The organism is Escherichia sp. HH41S (genome assembly GCF_009820115.1).
GTDB classification, from domain to species: Bacteria; Pseudomonadota; Gammaproteobacteria; order Enterobacterales; family Enterobacteriaceae; genus Escherichia; species Escherichia coli_F.
In genome coordinates this window covers 140,504-163,189 of record NZ_VNXE01000123.1, presented here as the reverse complement: position 1 = coordinate 163,189, position 22,686 = coordinate 140,504, and the positions used below count along the sequence as shown (strand labels likewise).

Genomic DNA, 22,686 nt, shown 5'->3' with positions numbered 1-22,686 from the left:
CGAAGTACGCAGTAAATAAAAAATCCACTTAAGAAGGTAGGTGTTACATGTCCGAGCTTAATGAAAAGTTAGCCACAGCCTGGGAAGGTTTTACCAAAGGTGACTGGCAGAATGAAGTAAACGTCCGTGACTTCATTCAGAAAAACTACACTCCGTACGAGGGTGACGAGTCCTTCCTGGCTGGCGCTACTGAAGCGACCACCACCCTGTGGGACAAAGTAATGGAAGGCGTTAAACTGGAAAACCGCACTCACGCGCCAGTTGACTTTGACACCGCTGTTGCTTCCACCATCACCTCTCACGACGCTGGCTACATCAACAAAGCGTTGGAAAAAGTTGTTGGTCTGCAGACTGAAGCTCCGCTGAAACGTGCTCTTATCCCGTTCGGTGGTATCAAAATGATCGAAGGTTCCTGCAAAGCGTACAACCGCGAACTGGACCCGATGATCAAAAAAATCTTCACTGAATACCGTAAAACTCACAACCAGGGCGTGTTCGACGTTTACACTCCGGACATCCTGCGTTGCCGTAAATCCGGTGTTCTGACCGGTCTGCCAGATGCTTATGGCCGTGGTCGTATCATCGGTGACTACCGTCGCGTTGCGCTGTACGGTATCGACTACCTGATGAAAGACAAATACGCTCAGTTCACCTCTCTGCAGGCTGATCTGGAAAACGGCGTAAACCTGGAACAGACTATCCGTCTGCGCGAAGAAATCGCTGAACAGCACCGCGCTCTGGGTCAGATGAAAGAAATGGCTGCGAAATACGGCTACGACATCTCTGGTCCGGCTACCAACGCTCAGGAAGCTATCCAGTGGACTTACTTCGGCTACCTGGCTGCTGTTAAGTCTCAGAACGGTGCTGCAATGTCCTTCGGTCGTACCTCCACCTTCCTGGATGTGTACATCGAACGTGACCTGAAAGCTGGCAAGATCACCGAACAAGAAGCGCAGGAAATGGTTGACCACCTGGTCATGAAACTGCGTATGGTTCGCTTCCTGCGTACTCCGGAATACGATGAACTGTTCTCTGGCGACCCGATCTGGGCAACCGAATCTATCGGTGGTATGGGCCTCGACGGTCGTACCCTGGTTACCAAAAACAGCTTCCGTTTCCTGAACACCCTGTACACCATGGGTCCGTCTCCGGAACCGAACATGACCATTCTGTGGTCTGAAAAACTGCCGCTGAACTTCAAGAAATTCGCTGCTAAAGTGTCCATCGATACCTCTTCTCTGCAGTATGAGAACGATGACCTGATGCGTCCGGACTTCAACAACGATGACTACGCTATTGCTTGCTGCGTAAGCCCGATGATCGTTGGTAAACAAATGCAGTTCTTCGGTGCGCGTGCAAACCTGGCGAAAACCATGCTGTACGCAATCAACGGCGGCGTTGACGAAAAACTGAAAATGCAGGTTGGTCCGAAGTCTGAACCGATCAAAGGCGATCTCCTGAACTACGATGAAGTGATGGAGCGCATGGATCACTTCATGGACTGGCTGGCTAAACAGTACATCACTGCACTGAACATCATCCACTACATGCACGACAAGTACAGCTACGAAGCCTCTCTGATGGCGCTGCACGACCGTGACGTTATCCGCACCATGGCGTGTGGTATCGCTGGTCTGTCCGTTGCTGCTGACTCCCTGTCTGCAATCAAATATGCGAAAGTTAAACCGATTCGTGACGAAGACGGTCTGGCTATCGACTTCGAAATCGAAGGCGAATACCCGCAGTTTGGTAACAACGATCCGCGTGTAGATGACCTGGCTGTTGACCTGGTAGAACGTTTCATGAAGAAAATTCAGAAACTGCACACCTACCGTGACGCTATCCCGACTCAGTCTGTTCTGACCATCACTTCTAACGTTGTGTATGGTAAGAAAACCGGTAACACCCCAGACGGTCGTCGTGCTGGCGCGCCGTTCGGACCGGGTGCTAACCCGATGCACGGTCGTGACCAGAAAGGTGCTGTAGCTTCTCTGACTTCCGTTGCTAAACTGCCGTTTGCTTACGCTAAAGATGGTATCTCCTACACCTTCTCTATCGTTCCGAACGCACTGGGTAAAGACGACGAAGTTCGTAAGACCAACCTGGCTGGTCTGATGGATGGTTACTTCCACCACGAAGCATCCATCGAAGGTGGTCAGCACCTGAACGTTAACGTGATGAACCGTGAAATGCTGCTCGACGCGATGGAAAACCCGGAAAAATATCCGCAGCTGACCATCCGTGTATCTGGCTACGCAGTACGTTTCAACTCGCTGACTAAAGAACAGCAGCAGGACGTTATTACTCGTACCTTCACTCAATCTATGTAATTAGTTTTGACTGAAATCGTACAGTAAAAAGCGTACAATAAAGGCTCCACGAAAGTGGGGCCTTTTTTAGCACGAGAGCCTTTTTTGTCAGCTATCTATACTTTAAGGTGACTGCCAAAACAGACTCGACGTAGCCTTCGAGCTGCGCACCAACACGGCCTCAGATGGGCCACATCTGGAGAAACACCGCAATGTCAGTTATTGGTCGCATTCACTCCTTTGAATCCTGTGGAACCGTAGACGGCCCGGGTATTCGCTTTATCACCTTTTTCCAGGGCTGCCTGATGCGCTGCCTGTATTGTCATAACCGCGACACCTGGGACACGCATGGCGGTAAAGAAGTTACCGTTGAAGATTTGATGAAGGAAGTGGTGACCTATCGCCACTTTATGAACGCTTCCGGCGGCGGCGTTACCGCATCCGGCGGTGAAGCAATCCTGCAAGCTGAGTTTGTTCGTGACTGGTTCCGCGCCTGCAAAAAAGAAGGCATTCATACCTGTCTGGATACCAACGGTTTTGTTCGTCGTTACGATCCGGTGATTGATGAACTGCTGGAAGTAACCGACCTGGTAATGCTCGATCTCAAACAGATGAACGACGAGATCCACCAAAATCTGGTTGGAGTTTCCAACCACCGCACGCTGGAATTTGCTAAATATCTGGCGAATAAAAATGTGAAGGTGTGGATCCGCTACGTTGTTGTCCCAGGCTGGTCTGACGATGACGATTCAGCGCATCGCCTCGGTGAATTTACCCGTGATATGGGCAACGTTGAGAAAATCGAGCTTCTCCCCTACCACGAGCTGGGCAAACACAAATGGGTGGCGATGGGTGAAGAATACAAACTTGATGGTGTTAAACCACCGAAGAAAGAGACCATGGAACGCGTGAAAGGCATTCTTGAGCAGTACGGTCACAAGGTAATGTTCTAATTTCCCCGTAAAGCGGCAACTTTATTGAGTTGCCGCTTTGTTATTCCGCGCTTCATTCTGCTACAGCGTTTTTAACACATCTTATAGTGCATCTACCATATCCCGTACCTGAGATAATAACGACTGATAATAGCTCGCGTGAAGTTCTTCCCCATCGAATACCACTGTATTACACAAGAAAGTGACATCGGCATCTTCAATACCAAGATTACTGCACATATTTATCAAATATTCGCTTATATTTTTTTCCCAGCCCATCTGGACAAATGATTCTTTGTCTCCTCCAACCAGCGCCACCCAACGAACTTTATTGAATGGTAATTTGTGCCCATCTCCATAAGCCAGCCCATTATTCCATACTCTGTCAATATATCCTTTTAGCATTGCTGGGAAGCTGTACCACCAGAGAGGAAAAACCACCACTAACGTGTCATGTTCAAGCAGCTCTGAATAAAGCTGATGAACCTCTGGAGAATAACGTTTATCCATATTCTTCCAGTCTGGTTCATCTTCCGGCGTCATCACCGGGTTGAAATTACGCCGATATAAATCGAGTTCCGTCACCTGTATTTTCCGCTCCATTGCCCGCTGATGGATCGCATCAGCAATATGTGCGGTCAATGAATCATGACGAGGATGGGCCCATACCAAATAAATACGTTCAGACTGCATAATTTTACCTCCACGTTAAGTTCTGGAGCGCACTTTACGCAGGCGGCATCATCCTGTAAACGTGATGATTCAGGATGAGTTAATGAAGGATTTTCACTAATGCGGATGAATATGTCTGACTTTGCCACTTTCTTTGCCGTGGCCCGTAATCAAAGCTTTCGTGCAGCAGGCGATGAGTTAGGCTTATCTTCGTCCGCCATTAGCCATAGTATTAAAACACTGGAACAACGTCTTAAAATTCGCTTATTCAATCGGACAACCCGAAGCGTATCGTTAACGGAAGCGGGTTCTAATCTCTATGAACGATTGCGCCCAGCTTTCGACGAAATTCAGATCATGTTAGATGAGATGAATGATTTTCGTCTGACACCGACAGGTACGCTCAAAATCAATGCCGCCCGGGTAGCTGCACGTATATTTTTAATGCCTTTACTGGTTGGTTTCACACGTGAATATCCTGATATTAAAGTCGAGCTCACAACTGACGACTCTCTTGTTGATATCGTCCAGCAGGGCTTTGACGCTGGCGTTCGACTTAGTGGCATCGTCGAAAAAGATATGATCAGCGTGGCGATCGGCCCGCCAGTGAAATTATGTGTAGCAGCAACGCCAGAGTACTTTGCAAGATATGGCAAACCCCGCCATCCTCATGATCTGCTTAATCATCAATGTGTTGTTTTTCGTTATCCCAGCGGCAAACCTTTCCACTGGCAATTTGCAAAGGAGCTGGAAATTGCTGTCGCAGGAAATATCATTCTGGATGATGTTGATGCTGAACTGGATGCCGTTTTGATGGGTGCTGGTATCGGGTATCTGCTCTATGAACAGATCAAGGAGTACCTTGATACCGGTCGTTTAGAATGTGTACTGGAAGACTGGATCACAGAGCGTCCAGGCTTCCAGATCTATTACCCAAACCGCCAGTATATGTCCTGCGGCTTGCGCGCATTTCTCGATTATGTAAAAACGGGTCAGATCTGCCAGAGTCAGCGTCACCGACCACAATAATTATTTGCTATTCGCTTTACGCGCCAGCAGCGGGAATATCAGCCCTAATCCCACCAGCACAAACGGCGTTGCAACATTCAGCGCCAACTGGAATGTCCACTCTGCGGTGAAGGCTTCCATTTTCGGGAAAATACCCGTCAGGCAGGCAAAAGCGGTAAAGGCAAAACACCAAATTCCGACGGTCATTGCCAGCGGCTTATTACGAATAAAAACATATTCCGGCTTATATTTCTGCGCCAGGCGAACAACTGCAATAAATGCAACAAATACCCATAAATAACGCAGCGGCATCACTACCGAGTTAAGGTTCAACAGCCATTTATAGAGATTGTTCATATCACCGATGCCGAGAGTCGGCAGCATAATCAGGATCGCCACCAGCACCAGGGTCAGAAAATAGCCATTAACGGGCGTACCAGATGCGTTGGTACGACATAAACTGGCAGGAATATATTTGCTGTCAGCATCGCCTAATAATACTTTAAGCGGCGCATCAATCGAGAATACCAGCGCAGCTACTTGACCCAGAGTATTCGCAATGGCGTAAATCACCATTAAAGTATTACCCATGCTGTAATACTCGCCCAGCTTCTGGAAGGCGTAATACTGGCCGTTGGTCATTAAGTCATCGGGAATATTGCGGGAGTCAAACATCATCCCCATTGCAAGCGATCCAAGGATCGCGCACACCGCAACCATCACCGCCAGGCATAACATCCCTTTTGGAAATTCTTTTCCTGGGTTGCGCGTTTGATTAACGTAGGGAGAAATCTTCTCTGCTCCACCAACCGCAAAGACCAGCATTGAAATAGTGGTAATGTAGGTAAAGTCGATATGAGGAATAAACGTTTCCCAGGTAATGTTTGTGGTCGCAATATGCACTTCAGTAATCGCAGGCGCGGTTACCGCCATCGCCACATACAGGAGCGACATAACAAACATCGCAATCCCTGCCACAGAACCGACGATTTTCAGCGATTTCATACCGCGTGAAGCAACCCACATAAAGAAGACAAACAGCACCAGCGTTAACCCCTGTAACGCTACGACGGAATATTCTTTGATTAGCGAACCGTCGCCTTTCATCGCCCAACCGAGCGCAATCAGTATTGCCTGGGGTTTTTGTGCCAGATAGGGAATATGCACTACCCAGTAGGTCCACGCGGCGAGGTAAGCCAGTCCGGGTCCCATCGTGTGTTTAATCCAGGTACTGACCCCGCCCTTCCCATCTTTGAAGGTCGAGCCTAACTGACCAACAATTAGCGCATAAGGTGTGAAATAGAGCGCAAAGATAAACACCCATGAAAAAACAACCACCAGCCCCTGGTTGGCGTAGTTATTAACAACGTTGCCAAAACCCCAGACAGTGATAAAAGACATCAGCGCAATGTTGTACCATCGCAGCTGTTTTTCCTGAACATTCCCAGCCATAGACAAATCCTTCGCCAAAATTAAAGGGGCATCTGTAAAACGAGGGATTATGCGCGGCAAATAAGAAGTGCGGAAATAGCGAAATGCAAAATTATAACCTGCTGCACATTTTATTTTGAAACGAATAAAATTTTGAAAAAAGCAAGTCAGAGAGAAGAAACAAAAAAGCAGAGTGTGAAACAGTAAGTTCACACTCTGCGTTAATTCATTTACACGTGAGCAACGGGTTTCGGCGTATGACCGGCGTTGCGAAGCAGCATCAGCAAATAGATAAACGATACGCTGGCGATCATGATAAACAATAAATTATCGGAGAAATTCTGCATTAGCATGGCAGTAAATGACGGGCCAAGCAGACTTCCCACAGTATAGCTCAACAGTAAGGCCTGGTTCATCGCCACCAGTTGATGATGTTCAACTTTCTCGCAAGCCCATGCCATCGCCACCGGATATAGCGTAAAGCCAGCGGCACCGAGGATGAATAACGCTGGGGCCATCGCCGCCTGGCTAAGCATCGCGATACTGCCGAGAATGACGACAAAGACCTGAACACGCAACACCAGCAGTCGACCAAACTTATCCGCCAGACGTCCAATCGGCCATTGTCCAAGGATACCCGCACTGACCAGTACCGCCATCCAGAAACCAATGCTGGCATTGCTCACCCCTTTGTGATTGAGGTACAGCGGCATCAGGCCATATAGAGATCCCAGAACGATTCCTGAGATAATGCAGCCATTCACGCCAAGCCGCGCCTGACGGAGTTTTAGCATTGACGTAATTGACGTCGAATCATGGTTTTCAGCCTGCTGATTCAGCACACGCGTAAACAACAGCGGTAAGATCCCTGCCAACGTCAAACCTGTAACCCACGGCAATACGGACATCAGCTCGGTTGAAACTTTGCTGACCAGTAACTGGCCTAAAAACGTTCCCACGTAATAAACCATCATATACGCAGCAAGCAAACGCCCACGGTTACGTGACGTCCCACTGCACATCAGCGCGCTCTCAACAACCACCCAAATCATGGCACAGCCGACGCCGGCGACAAAACGCCAAGCCAACCAGCTCCAGAATCCAATCATCAGGCCAAGGCCGGCACAGCCAGCGGCAAAAATGAAGGAGGCCAGATAATAGCTGCGGTTAAAGCCAATGCGCTTAATGACATACCCTGTCAGCAATGTACCGACCAGGTTGCCGGTAAAATAGGATGAGCTGACAACGCCTACCTGCCATGTGGACATGTGTTCCTGGGCGAGCCAAAGCGGCACGAGTGTATTTAACACTGCGATCGCCAAAGTCAACAAAAGCAGGCCAGACAGCAAAAGCATGACAGGCCGGGTATACGTGGACATGAATTAAAACCGTGAGGAAGTTCAAATTTCATGCGCATCATGCCACCGCCAAAAACATTGTCAATGGGTGAAAATACGCGCATATCGCAGCTGAGGTATTATCGATTTATATTACTCATTCATAACGCTAATGCTGGAGAGACGATTAATCTCATCTGATTGTTTTTATTGATCTAACACAAATTTCATACGCTTCGTTCAGTCGAAAAATTTCATGGTCACAGCAAACTCATATTTCCCGTCTATGCTTTCAGAGCAATGCATCGCGTCTGACCGATTTCAGACGTACCGCTGACTCTCGAAAGGAGAAGAGGATGACCAAACCGTATGTTCGTCTTGATAAAAATGATGCTGCCGTTTTGCTTGTTGATCACCAGGCTGGTTTACTTTCCCTTGTACGGGATATCGAACCCGATAAGTTTAAAAATAACGTGCTGGCGCTGGGCGACCTGGCTAAGTATTTCAACTTACCTACTATTCTTACCACCAGTTTTGAAACCGGTCCTAACGGCCCATTAGTTCCAGAACTGAAAGCACAGTTTCCCGATGCACCTTACATTGCTCGCCCGGGAAATATTAACGCCTGGGATAACGAAGATTTTGTAAAAGCTGTCAAAGCGACAGGTAAAAAACAGTTAATTATTGCCGGTGTGGTAACCGAAGTTTGCGTGGCATTCCCGGCGCTTTCAGCCATTGAAGAAGGGTTTGACGTCTTTGTCGTGACTGACGCGTCAGGGACCTTTAATGAAATTACCCGGCATTCGGCATGGGATCGCATGTCGCAAGCTGGTGCGCAATTGATGACATGGTTCGGCGTGGCGTGCGAGCTGCATCGCGACTGGCGTAATGATATTGAAGGACTGGCGACGTTGTTCTCTAACCATATTCCTGATTATCGTAATTTGATGACCAGTTATGACACGTTAACGAAGCAGAAATAAAAGAGAACCGGGGCCGAAACCCCGGTTGTTATGATTAGCTTGCGACGGCCATCCCCACGGTCATATGCAAACCATAGAATACGCCACGACCGATTAATTCCCCTGCCAGAAGCAGAATGAATGATACGGAAAGTAGCGGAACCGCAGGCTGATAACCTTTTAGCTGTGGTGCAATCCACAAGCACAGGGCAACAGCCAAAAGCACGATCCGCCAGGACATCAGCGCACCATAGTCCGGCACCAGCGCTGCGGCCTGCTGCACAGAGCTATGAATAGTCGCCAGCTCTGCGCCCTGCATCACTGACACCACGCCACTCACTACCAGGGCCAGTACAGAAATAGCTGGCAGCAGACGCATCGCCCAGCCATCGACGCCAGCCAGACTCAGTAACAGGTAACCCAGTAACGGGCCGCCCATAAACATCGTCAGGAAGAAGCCCATCGGTGTCCAGATGCTGTACCAGGTGGGTACGGTATCGATGCTGTTATAGACACGCACCATCATCCAGACAAAGACTACGCCAAGAACCATCGTCACCACCAGCCACAGCGTACGCAATGCCGGTGACAGCTTTTTCAGCATTGCCAGTAACCAGCCGATGCCACCAACAGCAAAAAAGATCGAACCGCTGGCGATTTCGTTACTGAGTGCTGAAGCCCCTACCCGGTTGAGCGAGTTAAAAGCGCGCATCGGCGAACCAAGATGGAGCATAGAGGCGATAAAGCCAATACCCATCAGCACCCATAAGCCAAACATACAGGCAATAACACGCTGCTGGGCTTCTGCTCGCAGGTCGCCTTTGAGCAGCGCCAAAGCCAGAACGATAAAACCACCTGCTACACATTGCCCGAAGACCGTGAAGATCATCAGCGGCCATTCATGCCATCCACTTCCCATCTCACACCTCCTTCGGGTTTGCCAGATAGCCAGTGGTATCCCCGGTCGGGCGGCTGTTGGCATTGGGTTTGATCACAATATTCGGTTTGGTAAAGTGAGCTCGCGGCAACGGCGCAACAGCCGCCAAATCGCCATGTTTTTTACGCAGCTCGTCGATAGGGCCAAAATCCAGCGCCCGCAGCGGGCAAGATTCAACACAGATCGGCTTCTTCCCCTCCGCAACACGGTCATAACAACCATCACATTTGGTCATATGGCCTTTCGTTTCGTTATATTGCGGTGCGCCATACGGGCAAGCCATATGGCAGTAACGGCAGCCAATGCATACATCTTCATCGACCACAACAAAACCATCTTCACGTTTATGCATCGCACCGCTCGGGCAGACTTTAGTACAAGCCGGATCTTCGCAGTGGTTACATGAAATCGACAGATAGTAGGCAAACACGTTCTGGTGCCAGACACCGTTATCTTCCTGCCAGTCACCGCCAGCATATTCATAAATGCGGCGGAAGCTGACTTCCGGCGTCAGATCTTTATAGTCTTTACAGGCCAGCTCGCAGGTTTTGCAACCGGTGCAACGGCTGGAATCAATAAAAAATCCATACTGGGTTGTCATCGGTTACTCCTTACACCTTTTCAACCTGAACCAGGTTTGTATGTGACGGATTCCCCTTAGCGAGAGGAGACGGACGTTGAGTGGTCAGTACGTTAATACAACCGCCCTTATCGACACGTTTTGCATCCGGGTCATACCAGGCACCTTCACCCAGTGCGACCACACCCGGCATCATTCGTGGCGTCACTTTTGCCTCAATGTGAACCTCACCACGGTCGTTAAAGATCCTGACCTTATCGCCGTTGTTGATACCGCGTTTTTGTGCATCAAGCGGGTTGATCCACATTTCCTGACGGCAAGCTGCTTTCAGCACATCAACGTTGCCGTAAGTTGAGTGAACGCGAGATTTATAGTGGAAACCCGTAAGCTGCAGCGGATACTGTTTGTTCAGCGGATCCTGATAACTTTCAAAGCCCGGCGTGTAGATCGGCAGTGGATCGATCACATCGCCTTCTGGCAATTCCCAGGTAGCGGCAATGTCAGCCAGCGCCTGCGAATAAATCTCAATTTTACCCGATGGCGTGGTCAGTGGATTTGCCTGCGGATCTTCACGGAAGGCTTTATAAGCAACGTGATGCCCTTGTGGGTCGCGCTTTTTAAAGATCCCCTGCTTGCGGAACTCTTCAAACGTTGGCAGTTCAGGAATCGCTTCCCGCGACTGGGCATACAGATGCCGCATCCACTCTTCCTGGGTACGGCCTTCAGTAAACTGTTGCTCAACGCCAAGACGTTTTGCCAGTTCGCTGGTCATTTCATAGATGGTCTTACATTCAAAGCGCGGTTTAATCACCTGATCGTTGAAAATCACGTAAGACATATTCCCGCAGGATGCATCCAGTGCAAAGTCCATCTGTTCGGAAGCGGTGCAGTCAGGCAGCAGGATGTCAGCATATTTCGCCGATGAAGTCATGTGGCAGTCGATAACCACAATCAGCTCGCACTTCTTATCATCCTGAAGGATTTCATGGGTACGGTTGATTTCAGAATGCTGGTTAATCAGGCAGTTACCGGCATAGTTCCAGATCATTTTGATCGGCACATCCAGCTTATCTTTCCCGCGCACACCATCACGCAGCGCTGTCATTTCCGGGCCACGTTCAATGGCATCGGTCCACATAAACATCGAAATGCTGGTCTGGATCGGGTTTTCGAGGGTCGGCATACGGACAAAAGGTAAGCTGTATGAACCTTCACGCGCGCCGCTGTTGCCCCCGTTAATACCAACGTTACCGGTCAGAATCGCCAGCATCGAGATAGCACGGGTTGCGATTTCACCGTTAGCGTGACGCTGCGGCCCCCATCCCTGACTGATAAACGCGGGTTTAGTACTGCCGATCTCACGTGCCAGTTTGACGATTTTGTCTGCCGGAACACCGGTAATTTGCGAGGCCCATTCCGGTGTTTTAGCCACGCCATCTAGCCCTTCCCCCAGAATATAAGCTTTATAGTGACCATTTTTCGGTGCACTGGCTGGCAGGGTTTTCTCGTCGTAGCCAACGCAATATTTATCGAGGAATTCCTGATCAACCAGATTTTCGCTGATCATGACGTACGCCAGACCATTAACCAGTGCGGCATCTGTTCCCGGACGAATGGGGATCCACTCATCTTCACGCCCTGCACCGGTGTCGGTATAGCGCGGATCGATAATGATCATACGAGCGTTGGATTTCTGACGAGCCTGCTCAAGGTAATAAGTCACCCCACCACCGCTCATTCGCGTTTCGCCAGGGTTATTACCAAACAGTACCACCAGCTTACTGTTTTCAATATCTGACGGGCTGTTACCATCCGCCCAGCCGCCGTAGGTATAGTTCAAACCTTCCGCAATTTGCGCGGAAGAGTAGTCACCGTAATGGTTCAGATAACCGCCGCAGCAGTTCATCAGGCGAGCGACCAGGGTATTTCCCGGCGGCCAGGAGCGGGTCATGGTGCCGCCCAGCGTACCGGTACCATAGTTCAGATAGATAGACTCGTTGCCGTACTCTTTGATCAGGCGCTGCATATTGGTCGCGATGATGTCGTAGGCTTCTTCCCAGCTAATGCGCTCGAATTTGCCTTCACCGCGCGCCCCGACTCGTTTCATCGGATATTTCAGGCGGTCCGGATTGTAGACACGGCGACGCATGGAACGCCCACGCAGACAGGCGCGCACCTGGTGCAGGCCGTCATAGTTGTCATCGCCGGTATTATCCGTTTCAACATATTTAATTTCACCGTCTACAACGTGCATACGTAGCGGGCAGCGGCTACCACAGTTAACTGTACAGGCGCTCCAGATAACCTTTTCGTCTGACTTTGCCGGAAGGGCACTATCAACAGCGTGCGCAATCCGACTAAAAGGTAAGGTTAATGCGCTGCTGGCCATTGCCAGGCCGCCGATCGCTGTCGTTTTTACCAAACCACGGCGACTCACCTCAGCAGCCAATACCGCATCAGGGATTTTCGTTTTCATAATGGCTCACTCAAGCTTGCTCACGATTGATTCCAGTAACAAACCGTATTGTGTAATTATTTCTATAGCAGTTCGCTATATAGGCTTGTATACATCGAATGATTTAAAAATCAAAGAGATAGGCAGATTTTCACTCGAAAGTAGTATTACGTGTAAGTGAGGAGTAATTATTGTTCGGTATCAAAGGGAGACAAAAAAAGCGCCCGCAGGCGCTTTTTAGATTCAGAAAAATTGGGTATTAGCCAATATATTCCAGTCCGTTCATATACGGACGTAGAACTTCTGGTACTTCAATACGACCATCAGCCTGCTGATAGTTTTCCATTACCGCAACCAGCGTACGGCCAACAGCCAGACCAGAACCGTTCAGGGTATGAACCAGACGGGTTTTCTTGTCCGACTTGCTGCGGCAACGTGCCTGCATACGACGCGCCTGGAAATCCCAAACGTTGGAGCAGGAAGAGATCTCGCGGTAGGTGTTCTGTGCCGGGATCCATACTTCCAGGTCGTAAGTTTTGCAAGCGCCAAAGCCCATGTCGCCGGTGCAAAGAATGATTTTACGGTACGGCAGGCCCAGCAACTGCAGGACTTTTTCCGCATGACCGGTCATCTCTTCCAGTGCCGCCATTGAGTCTTCCGGGCGCACGATCTGCACCATTTCAACTTTGTCGAACTGGTGCATACGGATCAGACCACGGGTGTCACGACCATATGAACCTGCTTCAGAACGGAAACATGGGGTGTGGGCGGTCATCTTAATTGGCAGATCATCTTCATCGATGATTTCACCGCGTACCAGATTGGTCAGCGGAACTTCTGCCGTTGGGATCAGTGCATAGTTACTGGTGTCTGCTTCTTCTTCCAGCGGACGAGTATGGAACAGATCGCCAGCAAATTTCGGCAGTTGCCCCGTACCATACAGCGTGTCCTGGTTAACCAGGTACGGAACATAGTTCTCACTGTAGCCATGCTGTTCGGTATGCAGATCCAGCATAAACTGCGACAGTGCGCGGTGCATGCGAGCAATCTGCCCTTTCATTACCACAAAGCGGGAACCAGTCAGCTTAACTGCAGCTGCAAAGTCGAGGCCAGAGTGCATTTCACCCAGCGTCACGTGGTCACGAACTTCAAAGTCAAACTCACGCGGGGTACCCCAGCGGCTGACTTCAACGTTGTCATTTTCATCTTTACCTACCGGCACTTCATCTGCAGGCAAGTTAGGGATGGTTAGCGCGATATCGCGAATTTCAGCCTGTAAAGCATCCAGCTCGGCTTTTGCTGCATCCAGCTCTTCGCCCAGTTTGTTCACTTCCAGACGTAAAGGCTCGATATCTTCCCCGCGCGCTTTCGCCTGGCCAATGGATTTCGATCGGGAGTTACGCTCCGCTTGCAGGTTTTCCGTTTTGACCTGCAATACTTTACGACGCTCTTCAAGAGCGCCCAGCTTATCTACATCCAGCTTAAAGCCCCGGCGTGCCAGTTTTTCAGCGACTGCGTCTGGCTCATTACGCAGCAGATTGGGATCGAGCATGCTTATCCTGTGCTTATCGAATTAAATGGGAGATGTGGCCACAGCCTGCGACCACAGGGATACAGTAACAACATTACCGCAACGATAACATTAACGGTAGCGTTTTATGGGGCTATTTTGATCCTGTTCAGCCAGCCAGGCGAGCTTTTCGCCAATCTTGCCTTCAAGGCCCCTGTTTGTCGGGAAATAATAGCGTGTTTGTGCTATTTCCGGCGGGAAGTAAACCTCACCGGCAGCATAAGCGTTTGCTTCATCATGAGCATAACGATATTCCTGACCGTAGCCCATTTCCTTCATTAATTTTGTCGGCGCATTACGCAAATGAACCGGCACGTCATAATCCGGACGTTCGCGAGCATCGGCCAGCGCGGCTTTAAATGCGGTATAGACAGCGTTACTTTTTGGCGCGCAGGCCAGGTAAACAATCGCCTGAGCAATGGCACGTTCACCTTCAGCCGGACCAACGCGAGTAAAGCAATCCCAGGCCGCAATTGCCACCTGCATCGCCCGTGGGTCAGCATTACCCACATCTTCAGACGCAATCGCCAGGCAGCGACGCGCGACATATAACGGATCTCCACCGGCGGTAATAATTCGCGCATACCAGTACAGCGCCGCATCGGGTGCGCTCCCACGCACCGATTTATGCAGTGCAGAGATCAGATCGTAAAAGCGATCGCCTTTGTTATCAAAGCGGGCGCTACGCTCACCGGCGATTTCGGTCAGTAATTCAGGCTTCAGGACTCGCTTACCGCTATCATCGACTTCAGCCATATCCGCCATCATTTCCAGCGTATTTAACGCGCGGCGCGCGTCGCCATTCACCAGTTCAGCGATGGCGCGTCTTGTTTCACCTGGCAGAACAATATCCTGACCACCATAACCGCGGGTTTTGTCTTCCATCGCCTGAGTCAGTACCTGTTCGATATCCTCTGTACTCAGGGATTTCAACAGGTAGACACGGGCACGGGAAAGCAGCGCCGAATTAAGCTCAAACGACGGGTTTTCAGTCGTCGCACCAATAAAAGTGATGGTGCCGTCTTCAATATGTGGCAGAAATGCATCCTGCTGGCTTTTGTTGAAACGGTGAACTTCGTCAACAAAAAGAATAGTGCGGCGACCAGCATTGCGGTTTTGCCGAGCGCGCTCGATCGCCTCGCGAATCTCTTTCACGCCAGAGGTGACGGCAGAAATACGTTCCACATCAGCGTTCGCATAACGGGCTATAACTTCAGCGAGGGTTGTTTTGCCGGTACCCGGTGGCCCCCAGAGGATCATAGAATGCAAATGCCCAGCTTCGATAGCGCGCGGCAATGGCTTCCCGGCAGCCAGCAAATGTTGCTGGCCGATATACTGTGCTAAATTTTCTGGCCGCATACGCGCGGCCAGAGGTTGAAAAGTATTATCCGAAAAATCGAGCGACAGATTGCTCACTCAGGTGCCTCTACTTACGTTGATCATCTACCGTGACGCCTTGCGGCGGGGTGAAGGTAAATTTCGCTGCATCCACAGCCCCATTTTGCTGGGATTTCAGCTGATAACTGCTGCGCTGATCGTCCTGCTCCACCGCGCTAAACTGATGGATTGTGCCATCACGCCCTACGTTAATGGTGAACTGCTTCAAATTGCCATTGCTGGCTTTCGGCGTCAGGACAAAGTCATCGCCATTCTGTTTGATATTGTACTGCTGCCAGTCGCTGGACTGGTTGCGGGCAATCAGCATAAACGGCGTATTACCGGTGGCATCTTTCAGCCAGGTTGCCGTAGCTTGCTCAACGAACGGGTTATAGAACCACAGTGTTTTACCGTCAGAAACCAGAATGCTTTCGTCAGGTTGAGTCATATGCCAGTTGAATAAGTTTGGACGTTTCACCCACAGATCGCCCTGACCTTCCTGCACCGCCGCGCCGCTACCGTCAGTCACTTTTTGTGTGAAGCTGGCGTGGAAGCTGCTGACTTTATCCAGGCGGCTTTTCAGATCGCTTGCGGCATCAGCCCAAACGCTGCTTGCTACTAAGCTTGAGAGTAATGCACAGGTGATGGCAATTTTTTTCATCATTATTCCTCAAATTACGTCACTCCCGACCGGGAGTTCCCTCTACTCTCTATTCCAGGCTAATAATCAGCTTGAGGAAAGAAGAAAATACTGAATTTTCAGTTACCAGATTGCCGGATGCGACGCTACCGCGCCTTATCCGGCCTACGATGCATTAATTAGTCAAACGGCGGTGGGGCCAGCACTTCACGATTACCGTTGTGCCCCTGTTCGCTGACAATCCCTTGCGCTTCCATCTGTTCGATAATACGCGCTGCACGGTTATAACCAATGCGGAACTGACGCTGTACGCCTGAAATTGACGCTTTGCGTTTTTCAGTGACAAACTGCACCGCCTGATCGAACAACGGATCCAGTTCTTCAGCGCCATCGAAACCACCCGCACCACCTTCGCTTTCGCTGTCGGAGGTGATGCCGTCAACATACTGTGGGCGACCACGCGCTTTCCAGTCCTGCACCACGGCATGAACTTCCTGATCGCGAACAAAAGCACCATGAACACGTACCGGCAACGTGGAGTTCGGCCCAGAGTAAAGCATATCCCCCATACCCAGCAGGGATTCCGCGCCAGCCTGATCAAGAATGGTACGTGAGTCAATCTTACTGGATACGGTAAAGGCGATACGGGTCGGAATATTCGCTTTAATCAGACCAGTAATAACATCAACCGATGGACGTTGAGTTGCCAGTACGAGGTGGATACCCGCGGCACGGGCTTTTTGCGCCAGACGTGCTATAAGCTCTTCCACTTTTTTACCTACCGTCATCATCAGGTCGGCAAATTCGTCCACCAACACCACAATGTACGGTTCTTTTTTCAGCACCGGATGCTGGGCATCCATACTGTCACCCGGCTTCCAGTACGGGTCTGGAATCGGACGCATCATCCTATCGGCTTCAGCAATTTTTTCGTTATAACCCGCCAGATTACGCACACCCAGCGCAGACATCAGTTTATAACGACGCTCCATCTCGTTAACACACCAGCGCAGCGCGTTGGCGGCATCTTTCATATCGGTAACGACTTCCGTTAACAGGTGCGGAATGCCTTCATAAACTGAAAGCTCCAGCATTTTCGGGTCGATCATGATGAAACGCACATCTTCTGGCTGTGCTTTATAAAGCATGCTCAGGATCATCGCGTTCACACCGACAGATTTACCGGAACCGGTAGTCCCCGCAACCAACAAGTGCGGCATTTTCGCCAGATCGGCAACCACCGGCTCACCGGCGATATCTTTACCCAGCACCACGGTTAATGGCGACGGATTATCGCGGAATTTGGCGTTATCCAAAACTTCGCGCAGATAAACGGTTTGTCGTTTTTTATTCGGTAACTCCAGACCTACATAGGGTTTGCCAGGAATAACTTCAACGACACGCACCGCCACCGTCGAAAGTGAACGGGCAAGGTCACGTGACAAGTTAGAAATACGCGCCGCTTTTACGCCCGGTGCCAGGTTCAATTCAAAGCGAGTGATAACCGGCCCCGGAGAATAATTGACGACATCGGCTTTAATACGGAAATCAGCCAGACGCGCTTCCACCAGGCGCGCCATTTGTTCAAGCGCAAAGGTATCTACCGGCTCCACTTCGCTCGGCGGCGGCGTCAGCAAATCCAGAGAAGGCAGCGGCGTCGTCGGTTTATGCAACGGACGGCTGTCGCCATTGCGCATCAACAGCGGATGAAGCAGGGTATCCTGCGGCTGCGGCGCAACCGGTTGTTGTGGCTGCTGATACTGCGGCTGCGGCGCAACTGGCTGTTGCGGCTGCTGATATTGCTGCTGTGGTGCAACCGGCTGTTGTGGCTGCTGATACTGCGGCTGTGGTGCAACCGGCTGTTGCGGCTGCTGATATTGCGGCTGCTGTGTAACCGGTTGTTGCGGCTGCTGATATTGCTGCTGCGGCGCTACAGGTTGTTGTGGCTGCTGGTATTGCTGCTGCGGCGCTATCGGTTGTTGCGGCTGCTGTACAGGTTCAACAATTGGCGTAAACAGCGGCTCGTGTGGCCCATCATCCAGCAAAGCTTTCATTGGCGAAAATTCGAAATCATCCAGCGAGAACGGATTCGCCCCAGCTGGTTGTTCGCCCGAATAACGTTGCTGTTGAGTTTGAGCAAACTGACGAGCCAGTTCTGCCTCTGCTGCAGCATCTGTATCTTCTGCGTTGACTGGCACATCATGTTGATACTGTTCGCCATAGCGTTGCTGCTGCGTTTGGGCGAACTGACGTGCCAGTTCATCCTGCTGCATCGCATCGATTTCATCATCGTTGTACTGATCGCCAGAATCGTACTGATTGCGCTGGGCTTCACGGGCTTTTTCTTCTGCTGCACGCTGTGAGGGCAGCTTAATGCCATATGACGCCAGTTCACGACGAGTTGGCACGCGGATACGTTTCGGTCGTGGCAACTGCGGGCCAATCCCCTCTTTGACCTGCGGACGCGGTCCACCGCTATTTGCCAGACTGAAGACTGGTGCGGCAACGGTTGCGGCAGCCCCCGTCGCCAGTGTCGCTTTTTTCACGCCAGATGCCAGAGGGGAAACAGCGGCAGCGGCTTCCACTGGAGGTACTGCTGCAACAGAAGGTGCTTTAAGCGAAGATTTGATCGGTTCTGGTTCTTTAACCGGTTCAGGAATCGGTTGATACCAGGCCGCAAGTTGTTCACGTTCACGGGCACGCTTCTCTTCCACTTCTTCAAAATAGTAAAGCGGCGGACGCGCGGGTTTTGTCTCTTCTACAATGGGTTCAGGCTCCACAACAGGCTGCTGTTCAACGGGTTGCGGCTGTTGGTACAACGGCTCCTGAGCGGCTGGCTGCTGATAAGTTTGCTCCGTCTGGTATGTAGACTGTGGAGCAAAAGTGGATTGCTGCTCTTCGGCTTGCCAGGCGTTACCTGCCACCGGTTGTTCTGGCGCAGGGGCGTAATACGGCTGTTGCGCAGACTGTTCCGGCGCAGGAGCGTAGTAAGGTTGTTGCACAGGCTGTTCAGCTGCAGGCGCATAATACGGCTGCTGTGGCTGTACAGGTTGTTGCAGCGGCTCATTATATTGCACTGCAGGCTGCGCATATTGTGACTGCTGTGGGTAACCTTCCGGTGCAGGTGCAATAACCGGTTCTCCCGTTTGCGGCCCCGGTACAGGCTGCCAGGCTACTGTAGGTTGCGTAGGTGGAACATCAACAGAGGCAACTGGCGGCGTCTGAGTCACAGGTTCAACCGGTGCAGCCCAGCTTTGTGTCGCCGTGGTAGCAGCAGCTGCTACAGCAACAGGTTCGGTAATTGGCGCACCGTTTAATAATGGATCGTATTCGTCATATTCTGGCTGCGTTGCACGATTGCCCGAAAAGAGGACGTCGTCAGGGTCGGCAGCCACACCGCGTGCAGTGTAGGTAATCTCTTCTTCATCATCCATCCGCTTACCGGAGAACAACGCAGCATCTGTTTGCCGCCCCATCGGATTAATGAATTTTTCCGCCAGACGTTTACGACGTGCTAGCGCGCCGCGAAGAATACGGGCACGGCGCGATTCATGCTGTTTGCCGTGATTTTCATCTTCATATTCTTCGTCGTCTTCATACTCATCTTCATCGACCCAGGTATCATCGCGACGGGTACGATTACTGGCGAAGGTGAGAATGTTTAAAATCCAGCCGCCGAGTTTTTCAGCAATGGTCACCCATGACCAACCGGTGAACAGCGTCAGGCCCGCTGCCCAAACGCAGAGCAGCGCAATAGTTCCCCCGCTACTGTGTAGCAGTGGTTGTAGCGTAGTGCTTAGTAAGCTGCCGATGACGCCACCGGAGGCAAAATACCAGATATCGTCAGCGTTGATTGCCGCCAGACCACAAGAGGTAAGGATTAGCGCCAAAACGCCAATGATGCGTAGCGAAACGGCAAAATAATCAATGTATTCGTCACTGGACTGATGACGCCAGGCAAACCAACAACCGCCGACGATAATGACGGGAATGGTGTAAGCCATCACGCCAAAAATAAAGAACAGCGTATCTGCCAGCCACGCACCGGGCATTCCACCTAAATTATGGATAGGCTCATGCCAGGCCGTTTGCGACCAGCTGGGGTCCGAAGGGTTAAAGCTTAGTAAGGCAGCCATCAACCAGACGGCAAACAGGACAATAAGGATCAGCAACGCCTCCAGAAGTCGGCGGCCGCTACTTAACTTTGTCAATGTGACTTCTTTGTCTTCAGTGTATTCCTGGCTCAAGAAAGGCTCTCCAGGTTACAGGCTTTTCCTGCCCGATGCTAAAACGGACAACAGTACCAGGTTACCCTAGTACTGTTGCTGTATGGATTAACAGGAGTGTAATCAAAATACGCCGATTTTGCACCTGTTCCGTGTTAGCGCGTCTTAATAACCAGACGATTACTCTGCTTGACTTCTTCCATAACAACGTATGTCCGCGTGTCATTGACGCCAGGCAGACGCAGCAGGGTTTCCCCTAGCAACTTACGGTAAGCCGACATATCCGGCACGCGTGTTTTCAACAGGTAGTCGAAATCACCGGATACTAAATGACACTCCTGAATTTCTTCAAGTTTTTGTACAGCGGTATTGAATTGTTCAAACACATCCGGTGCGCCACGATTCAGAGTAATCTCAACGAATACCAGAAGTGATGCATCCAGATAATGGGGGTTCAGCAGCGCTGTATAGCCCTGAATAAACCCTTGTCTTTCCAGCCGACGCACACGCTCAAGGCACGGCGTTGGGGAAAGTCCCACACGTTTAGAAAGCTCGACGTTAGAAATACGCCCATCCTTTTGCAACTCATTAAGAATGTTACGATCGATACGGTCGAGATCTTTGCCAGGGCGCTTCTTGCTATCTACCATTATTATTGTCTCTCTGTATTCCTTCCCTACTCCTGTCTGACCCTGAAACATCACTGTTCAGAGTCGCTACCCGTCACGATAGACCGAAATCATTAAGATTCACGGCGCGCAATGCCTGGTCTACGGTGAGAAGACCGTTGCCTAGTGGCAGCTATCGACATCACGAATGGCGTCTGTCCACGCCATACGTAGATTTCACTAGCACGGTAAACATGGTATTTACATGCATGGTTATGCGCATATAAGAATACTGTTTTTTTTCTTCCTCGAATGTTTTCGCAAAACACCAGGGGATTGTCAAAGCAAAACATCGATTTTTAGTACAACATGCCAGATATTCATTAACAGGGGCGTTTATTCATCATTTAATCGGCTTATAACGCGGGAAATTTAAGTAGCAGAGGTGATAATGCCGGAGGGAGTTTGACCTACTTATCGATACTGCCGATTGCACAAATTGTTAACAAAATCGTCATACTCTTTTTTTACGTCTGTAAATTCCCTACAATCCTGCCCATTGTCTGCCAACAACTATGGGGATCTCATGGGCACGACCAAACACAGTAAACTGCTTATCCTGGGTTCAGGCCCGGCGGGATACACCGCTGCTGTCTACGCGGCGCGCGCCAACCTGCAACCTGTGCTGATTACCGGCATGGAAAAAGGCGGCCAACTGACCACCACCACGGAAGTGGAAAACTGGCCAGGCGATCCAAACGATCTGACCGGTCCGTTATTAATGGAGCGCATGCACGAACATGCCGCTAAATTTGAAACTGAAATCATTTTTGATCACATCAGCAAAGTAGATTTGCAGAATCGCCCGTTCCGTCTGACTGGCGATAGCGGCGAATACACTTGTGATGCGCTGATTATTGCCACTGGAGCTTCTGCTCGCTATCTCGGCCTGCCCTCTGAAGAAGCCTTTAAAGGGCGTGGGGTTTCTGCTTGTGCAACCTGCGACGGTTTCTTCTATCGTAACCAGAAAGTTGCGGTCATCGGCGGCGGCAATACCGCGGTTGAAGAGGCGCTGTATCTGTCTAACATCGCTTCGGAAGTTCATCTGATTCACCGCCGAGATGGTTTCCGCGCGGAAAAAATCCTCATTAAGCGTCTGATGGATAAAGTGGAGAACGGCAACATTATTCTGCACACCAACCGTACGCTGGAAGAAGTGACCGGCGATCAGATGGGCGTCACTGGCGTTCGTCTGCGCGATACGCAAAACACCGATAATATCGAGTCACTCGACGTTGCCGGTCTGTTTGTTGCTATCGGCCACAGCCCGAACACGGCTATTTTCGAAGGGCAGCTGGAACTGGAAAACGGCTACATCAAAGTGCAGTCGGGTATTCATGGTAATGCCACCCAGACCAGCATCCCTGGCGTCTTTGCCGCAGGCGACGTGATGGATCACATTTATCGCCAGGCCATTACATCTGCGGGTACAGGCTGCATGGCAGCACTTGATGCGGAACGCTACCTCGATGGTTTAGCTGACGCAAAATAATTTTACAAATCAGTAACAAAAGTAAAGAAGGCGACACCATGCGACTATGGGTCGCCTTTATTTTTTCCTCGTTGTAACATTGCTCTGCAA

At 50.5% G+C, this 22,686-nt stretch carries 16 protein-coding genes; 5 read left to right on the top strand and 11 right to left on the bottom strand.

The window, feature by feature from the left end; all coding sequences use genetic code 11:
* The first annotated feature begins 47 nt into the window (after positions 1-47).
* Positions 48-2,330 carry a formate C-acetyltransferase gene (pflB, locus tag FQZ95_RS24885; RefSeq protein WP_001292812.1) on the top strand — a complete coding sequence of 761 codons (2,283 nt, stop codon included), beginning with the start codon at positions 48-50 and terminating at the stop codon, positions 2,328-2,330.
* Between the two features lie 191 nt (positions 2,331-2,521).
* Complete coding sequence (gene pflA / locus FQZ95_RS24880; protein ID WP_000111043.1) at positions 2,522-3,262, top strand: pyruvate formate lyase 1-activating protein; 741 nt, start codon at positions 2,522-2,524, stop codon at positions 3,260-3,262.
* 81 nt (positions 3,263-3,343) lie between these two features.
* On the opposite strand, the gene FQZ95_RS24875 is transcribed toward pflA, so the two are convergent.
* On the bottom strand, positions 3,344-3,934 hold the full coding sequence (locus FQZ95_RS24875) for an NAD(P)H oxidoreductase (RefSeq protein WP_160530902.1): 591 nt from the start codon (positions 3,932-3,934) through the stop codon (positions 3,344-3,346).
* 99 nt (positions 3,935-4,033) lie between these two features.
* Here FQZ95_RS24875 and FQZ95_RS24870 point away from each other — a divergent pair, with 99 nt between their 5' ends.
* Positions 4,034-4,942 carry a LysR family transcriptional regulator gene (locus FQZ95_RS24870; protein WP_001242673.1) on the top strand — a complete coding sequence of 303 codons (909 nt, stop codon included), beginning with the start codon at positions 4,034-4,036 and terminating at the stop codon, positions 4,940-4,942.
* On the opposite strand, the gene FQZ95_RS24865 is transcribed toward FQZ95_RS24870, so the two are convergent.
* Positions 4,943-6,373, bottom strand: a complete 1,431-nt coding sequence (locus FQZ95_RS24865; RefSeq protein ID WP_000918528.1) for an APC family permease — start codon at positions 6,371-6,373, stop codon at positions 4,943-4,945. It abuts the gene before it with no gap.
* Between the two features lie 209 nt (positions 6,374-6,582).
* The gene (locus FQZ95_RS24860; RefSeq protein WP_000109295.1) at positions 6,583-7,731 is read right to left on the bottom strand and encodes an MFS transporter; all 1,149 of its coding nucleotides are present in this window, start codon (positions 7,729-7,731) and stop codon (positions 6,583-6,585) included.
* A 314-nt stretch (positions 7,732-8,045) separates the two neighbouring features.
* On the opposite strand from FQZ95_RS24860, the gene ycaC reads away from it, so the two are divergent.
* A complete protein-coding gene (ycaC, locus tag FQZ95_RS24855) occupies positions 8,046-8,672 on the top strand; it encodes an isochorismate family cysteine hydrolase YcaC (protein ID WP_000165876.1) in 627 nt (208 codons plus the stop codon).
* A gap of 34 nt (positions 8,673-8,706) precedes the next feature.
* Here ycaC and dmsC read toward each other — a convergent pair whose 3' ends face one another.
* From dmsC to lrp, 8 genes are all read right to left on the bottom strand, one after another.
* A complete protein-coding gene (gene dmsC / locus FQZ95_RS24850; protein ID WP_000534649.1) occupies positions 8,707-9,570 on the bottom strand; it encodes a dimethyl sulfoxide reductase anchor subunit DmsC in 864 nt (287 codons plus the stop codon).
* Position 9,571: 1 nt separating this feature from the next.
* Positions 9,572-10,189 (bottom strand): dimethylsulfoxide reductase iron-sulfur subunit DmsB, encoded by a 618-nt coding sequence (gene dmsB, locus FQZ95_RS24845; protein ID WP_000213098.1) that lies wholly within the window; start codon positions 10,187-10,189, stop codon positions 9,572-9,574.
* Positions 10,190-10,199: 10 nt separating this feature from the next.
* Positions 10,200-12,644, bottom strand: coding sequence for a dimethylsulfoxide reductase subunit A (gene dmsA / locus FQZ95_RS24840; protein ID WP_160530900.1), 2,445 nt, complete (start codon positions 12,642-12,644; stop codon positions 10,200-10,202).
* 238 nt (positions 12,645-12,882) lie between these two features.
* Entirely contained in the window at positions 12,883-14,175 is a 1,293-nt protein-coding gene (gene serS, locus FQZ95_RS24835) for a serine--tRNA ligase (protein ID WP_000886683.1), read from the bottom strand.
* 90 nt (positions 14,176-14,265) lie between these two features.
* The gene (gene rarA, locus FQZ95_RS24830) at positions 14,266-15,609 is read right to left on the bottom strand and encodes a replication-associated recombination protein RarA (protein WP_000067769.1); all 1,344 of its coding nucleotides are present in this window, start codon (positions 15,607-15,609) and stop codon (positions 14,266-14,268) included.
* Between the two features lie 10 nt (positions 15,610-15,619).
* Positions 15,620-16,231, bottom strand: a complete 612-nt coding sequence (gene lolA, locus FQZ95_RS24825) for an outer membrane lipoprotein chaperone LolA (protein ID WP_001295343.1) — start codon at positions 16,229-16,231, stop codon at positions 15,620-15,622.
* 158 nt (positions 16,232-16,389) lie between these two features.
* Positions 16,390-20,457, bottom strand: a complete 4,068-nt coding sequence (gene ftsK, locus FQZ95_RS24820; protein WP_160530898.1) for a DNA translocase FtsK — start codon at positions 20,455-20,457, stop codon at positions 16,390-16,392.
* Between the two features lie 134 nt (positions 20,458-20,591).
* The gene (gene lrp, locus FQZ95_RS24815) at positions 20,592-21,086 is read right to left on the bottom strand and encodes a leucine-responsive transcriptional regulator Lrp (RefSeq protein WP_000228473.1); all 495 of its coding nucleotides are present in this window, start codon (positions 21,084-21,086) and stop codon (positions 20,592-20,594) included.
* 544 nt (positions 21,087-21,630) lie between these two features.
* Between lrp and trxB the strand changes: the two genes are divergently transcribed.
* On the top strand, positions 21,631-22,596 hold the full coding sequence (gene trxB, locus FQZ95_RS24810) for a thioredoxin-disulfide reductase (RefSeq protein WP_105270989.1): 966 nt from the start codon (positions 21,631-21,633) through the stop codon (positions 22,594-22,596).
* Positions 22,597-22,686 lie beyond the last annotated feature (90 nt).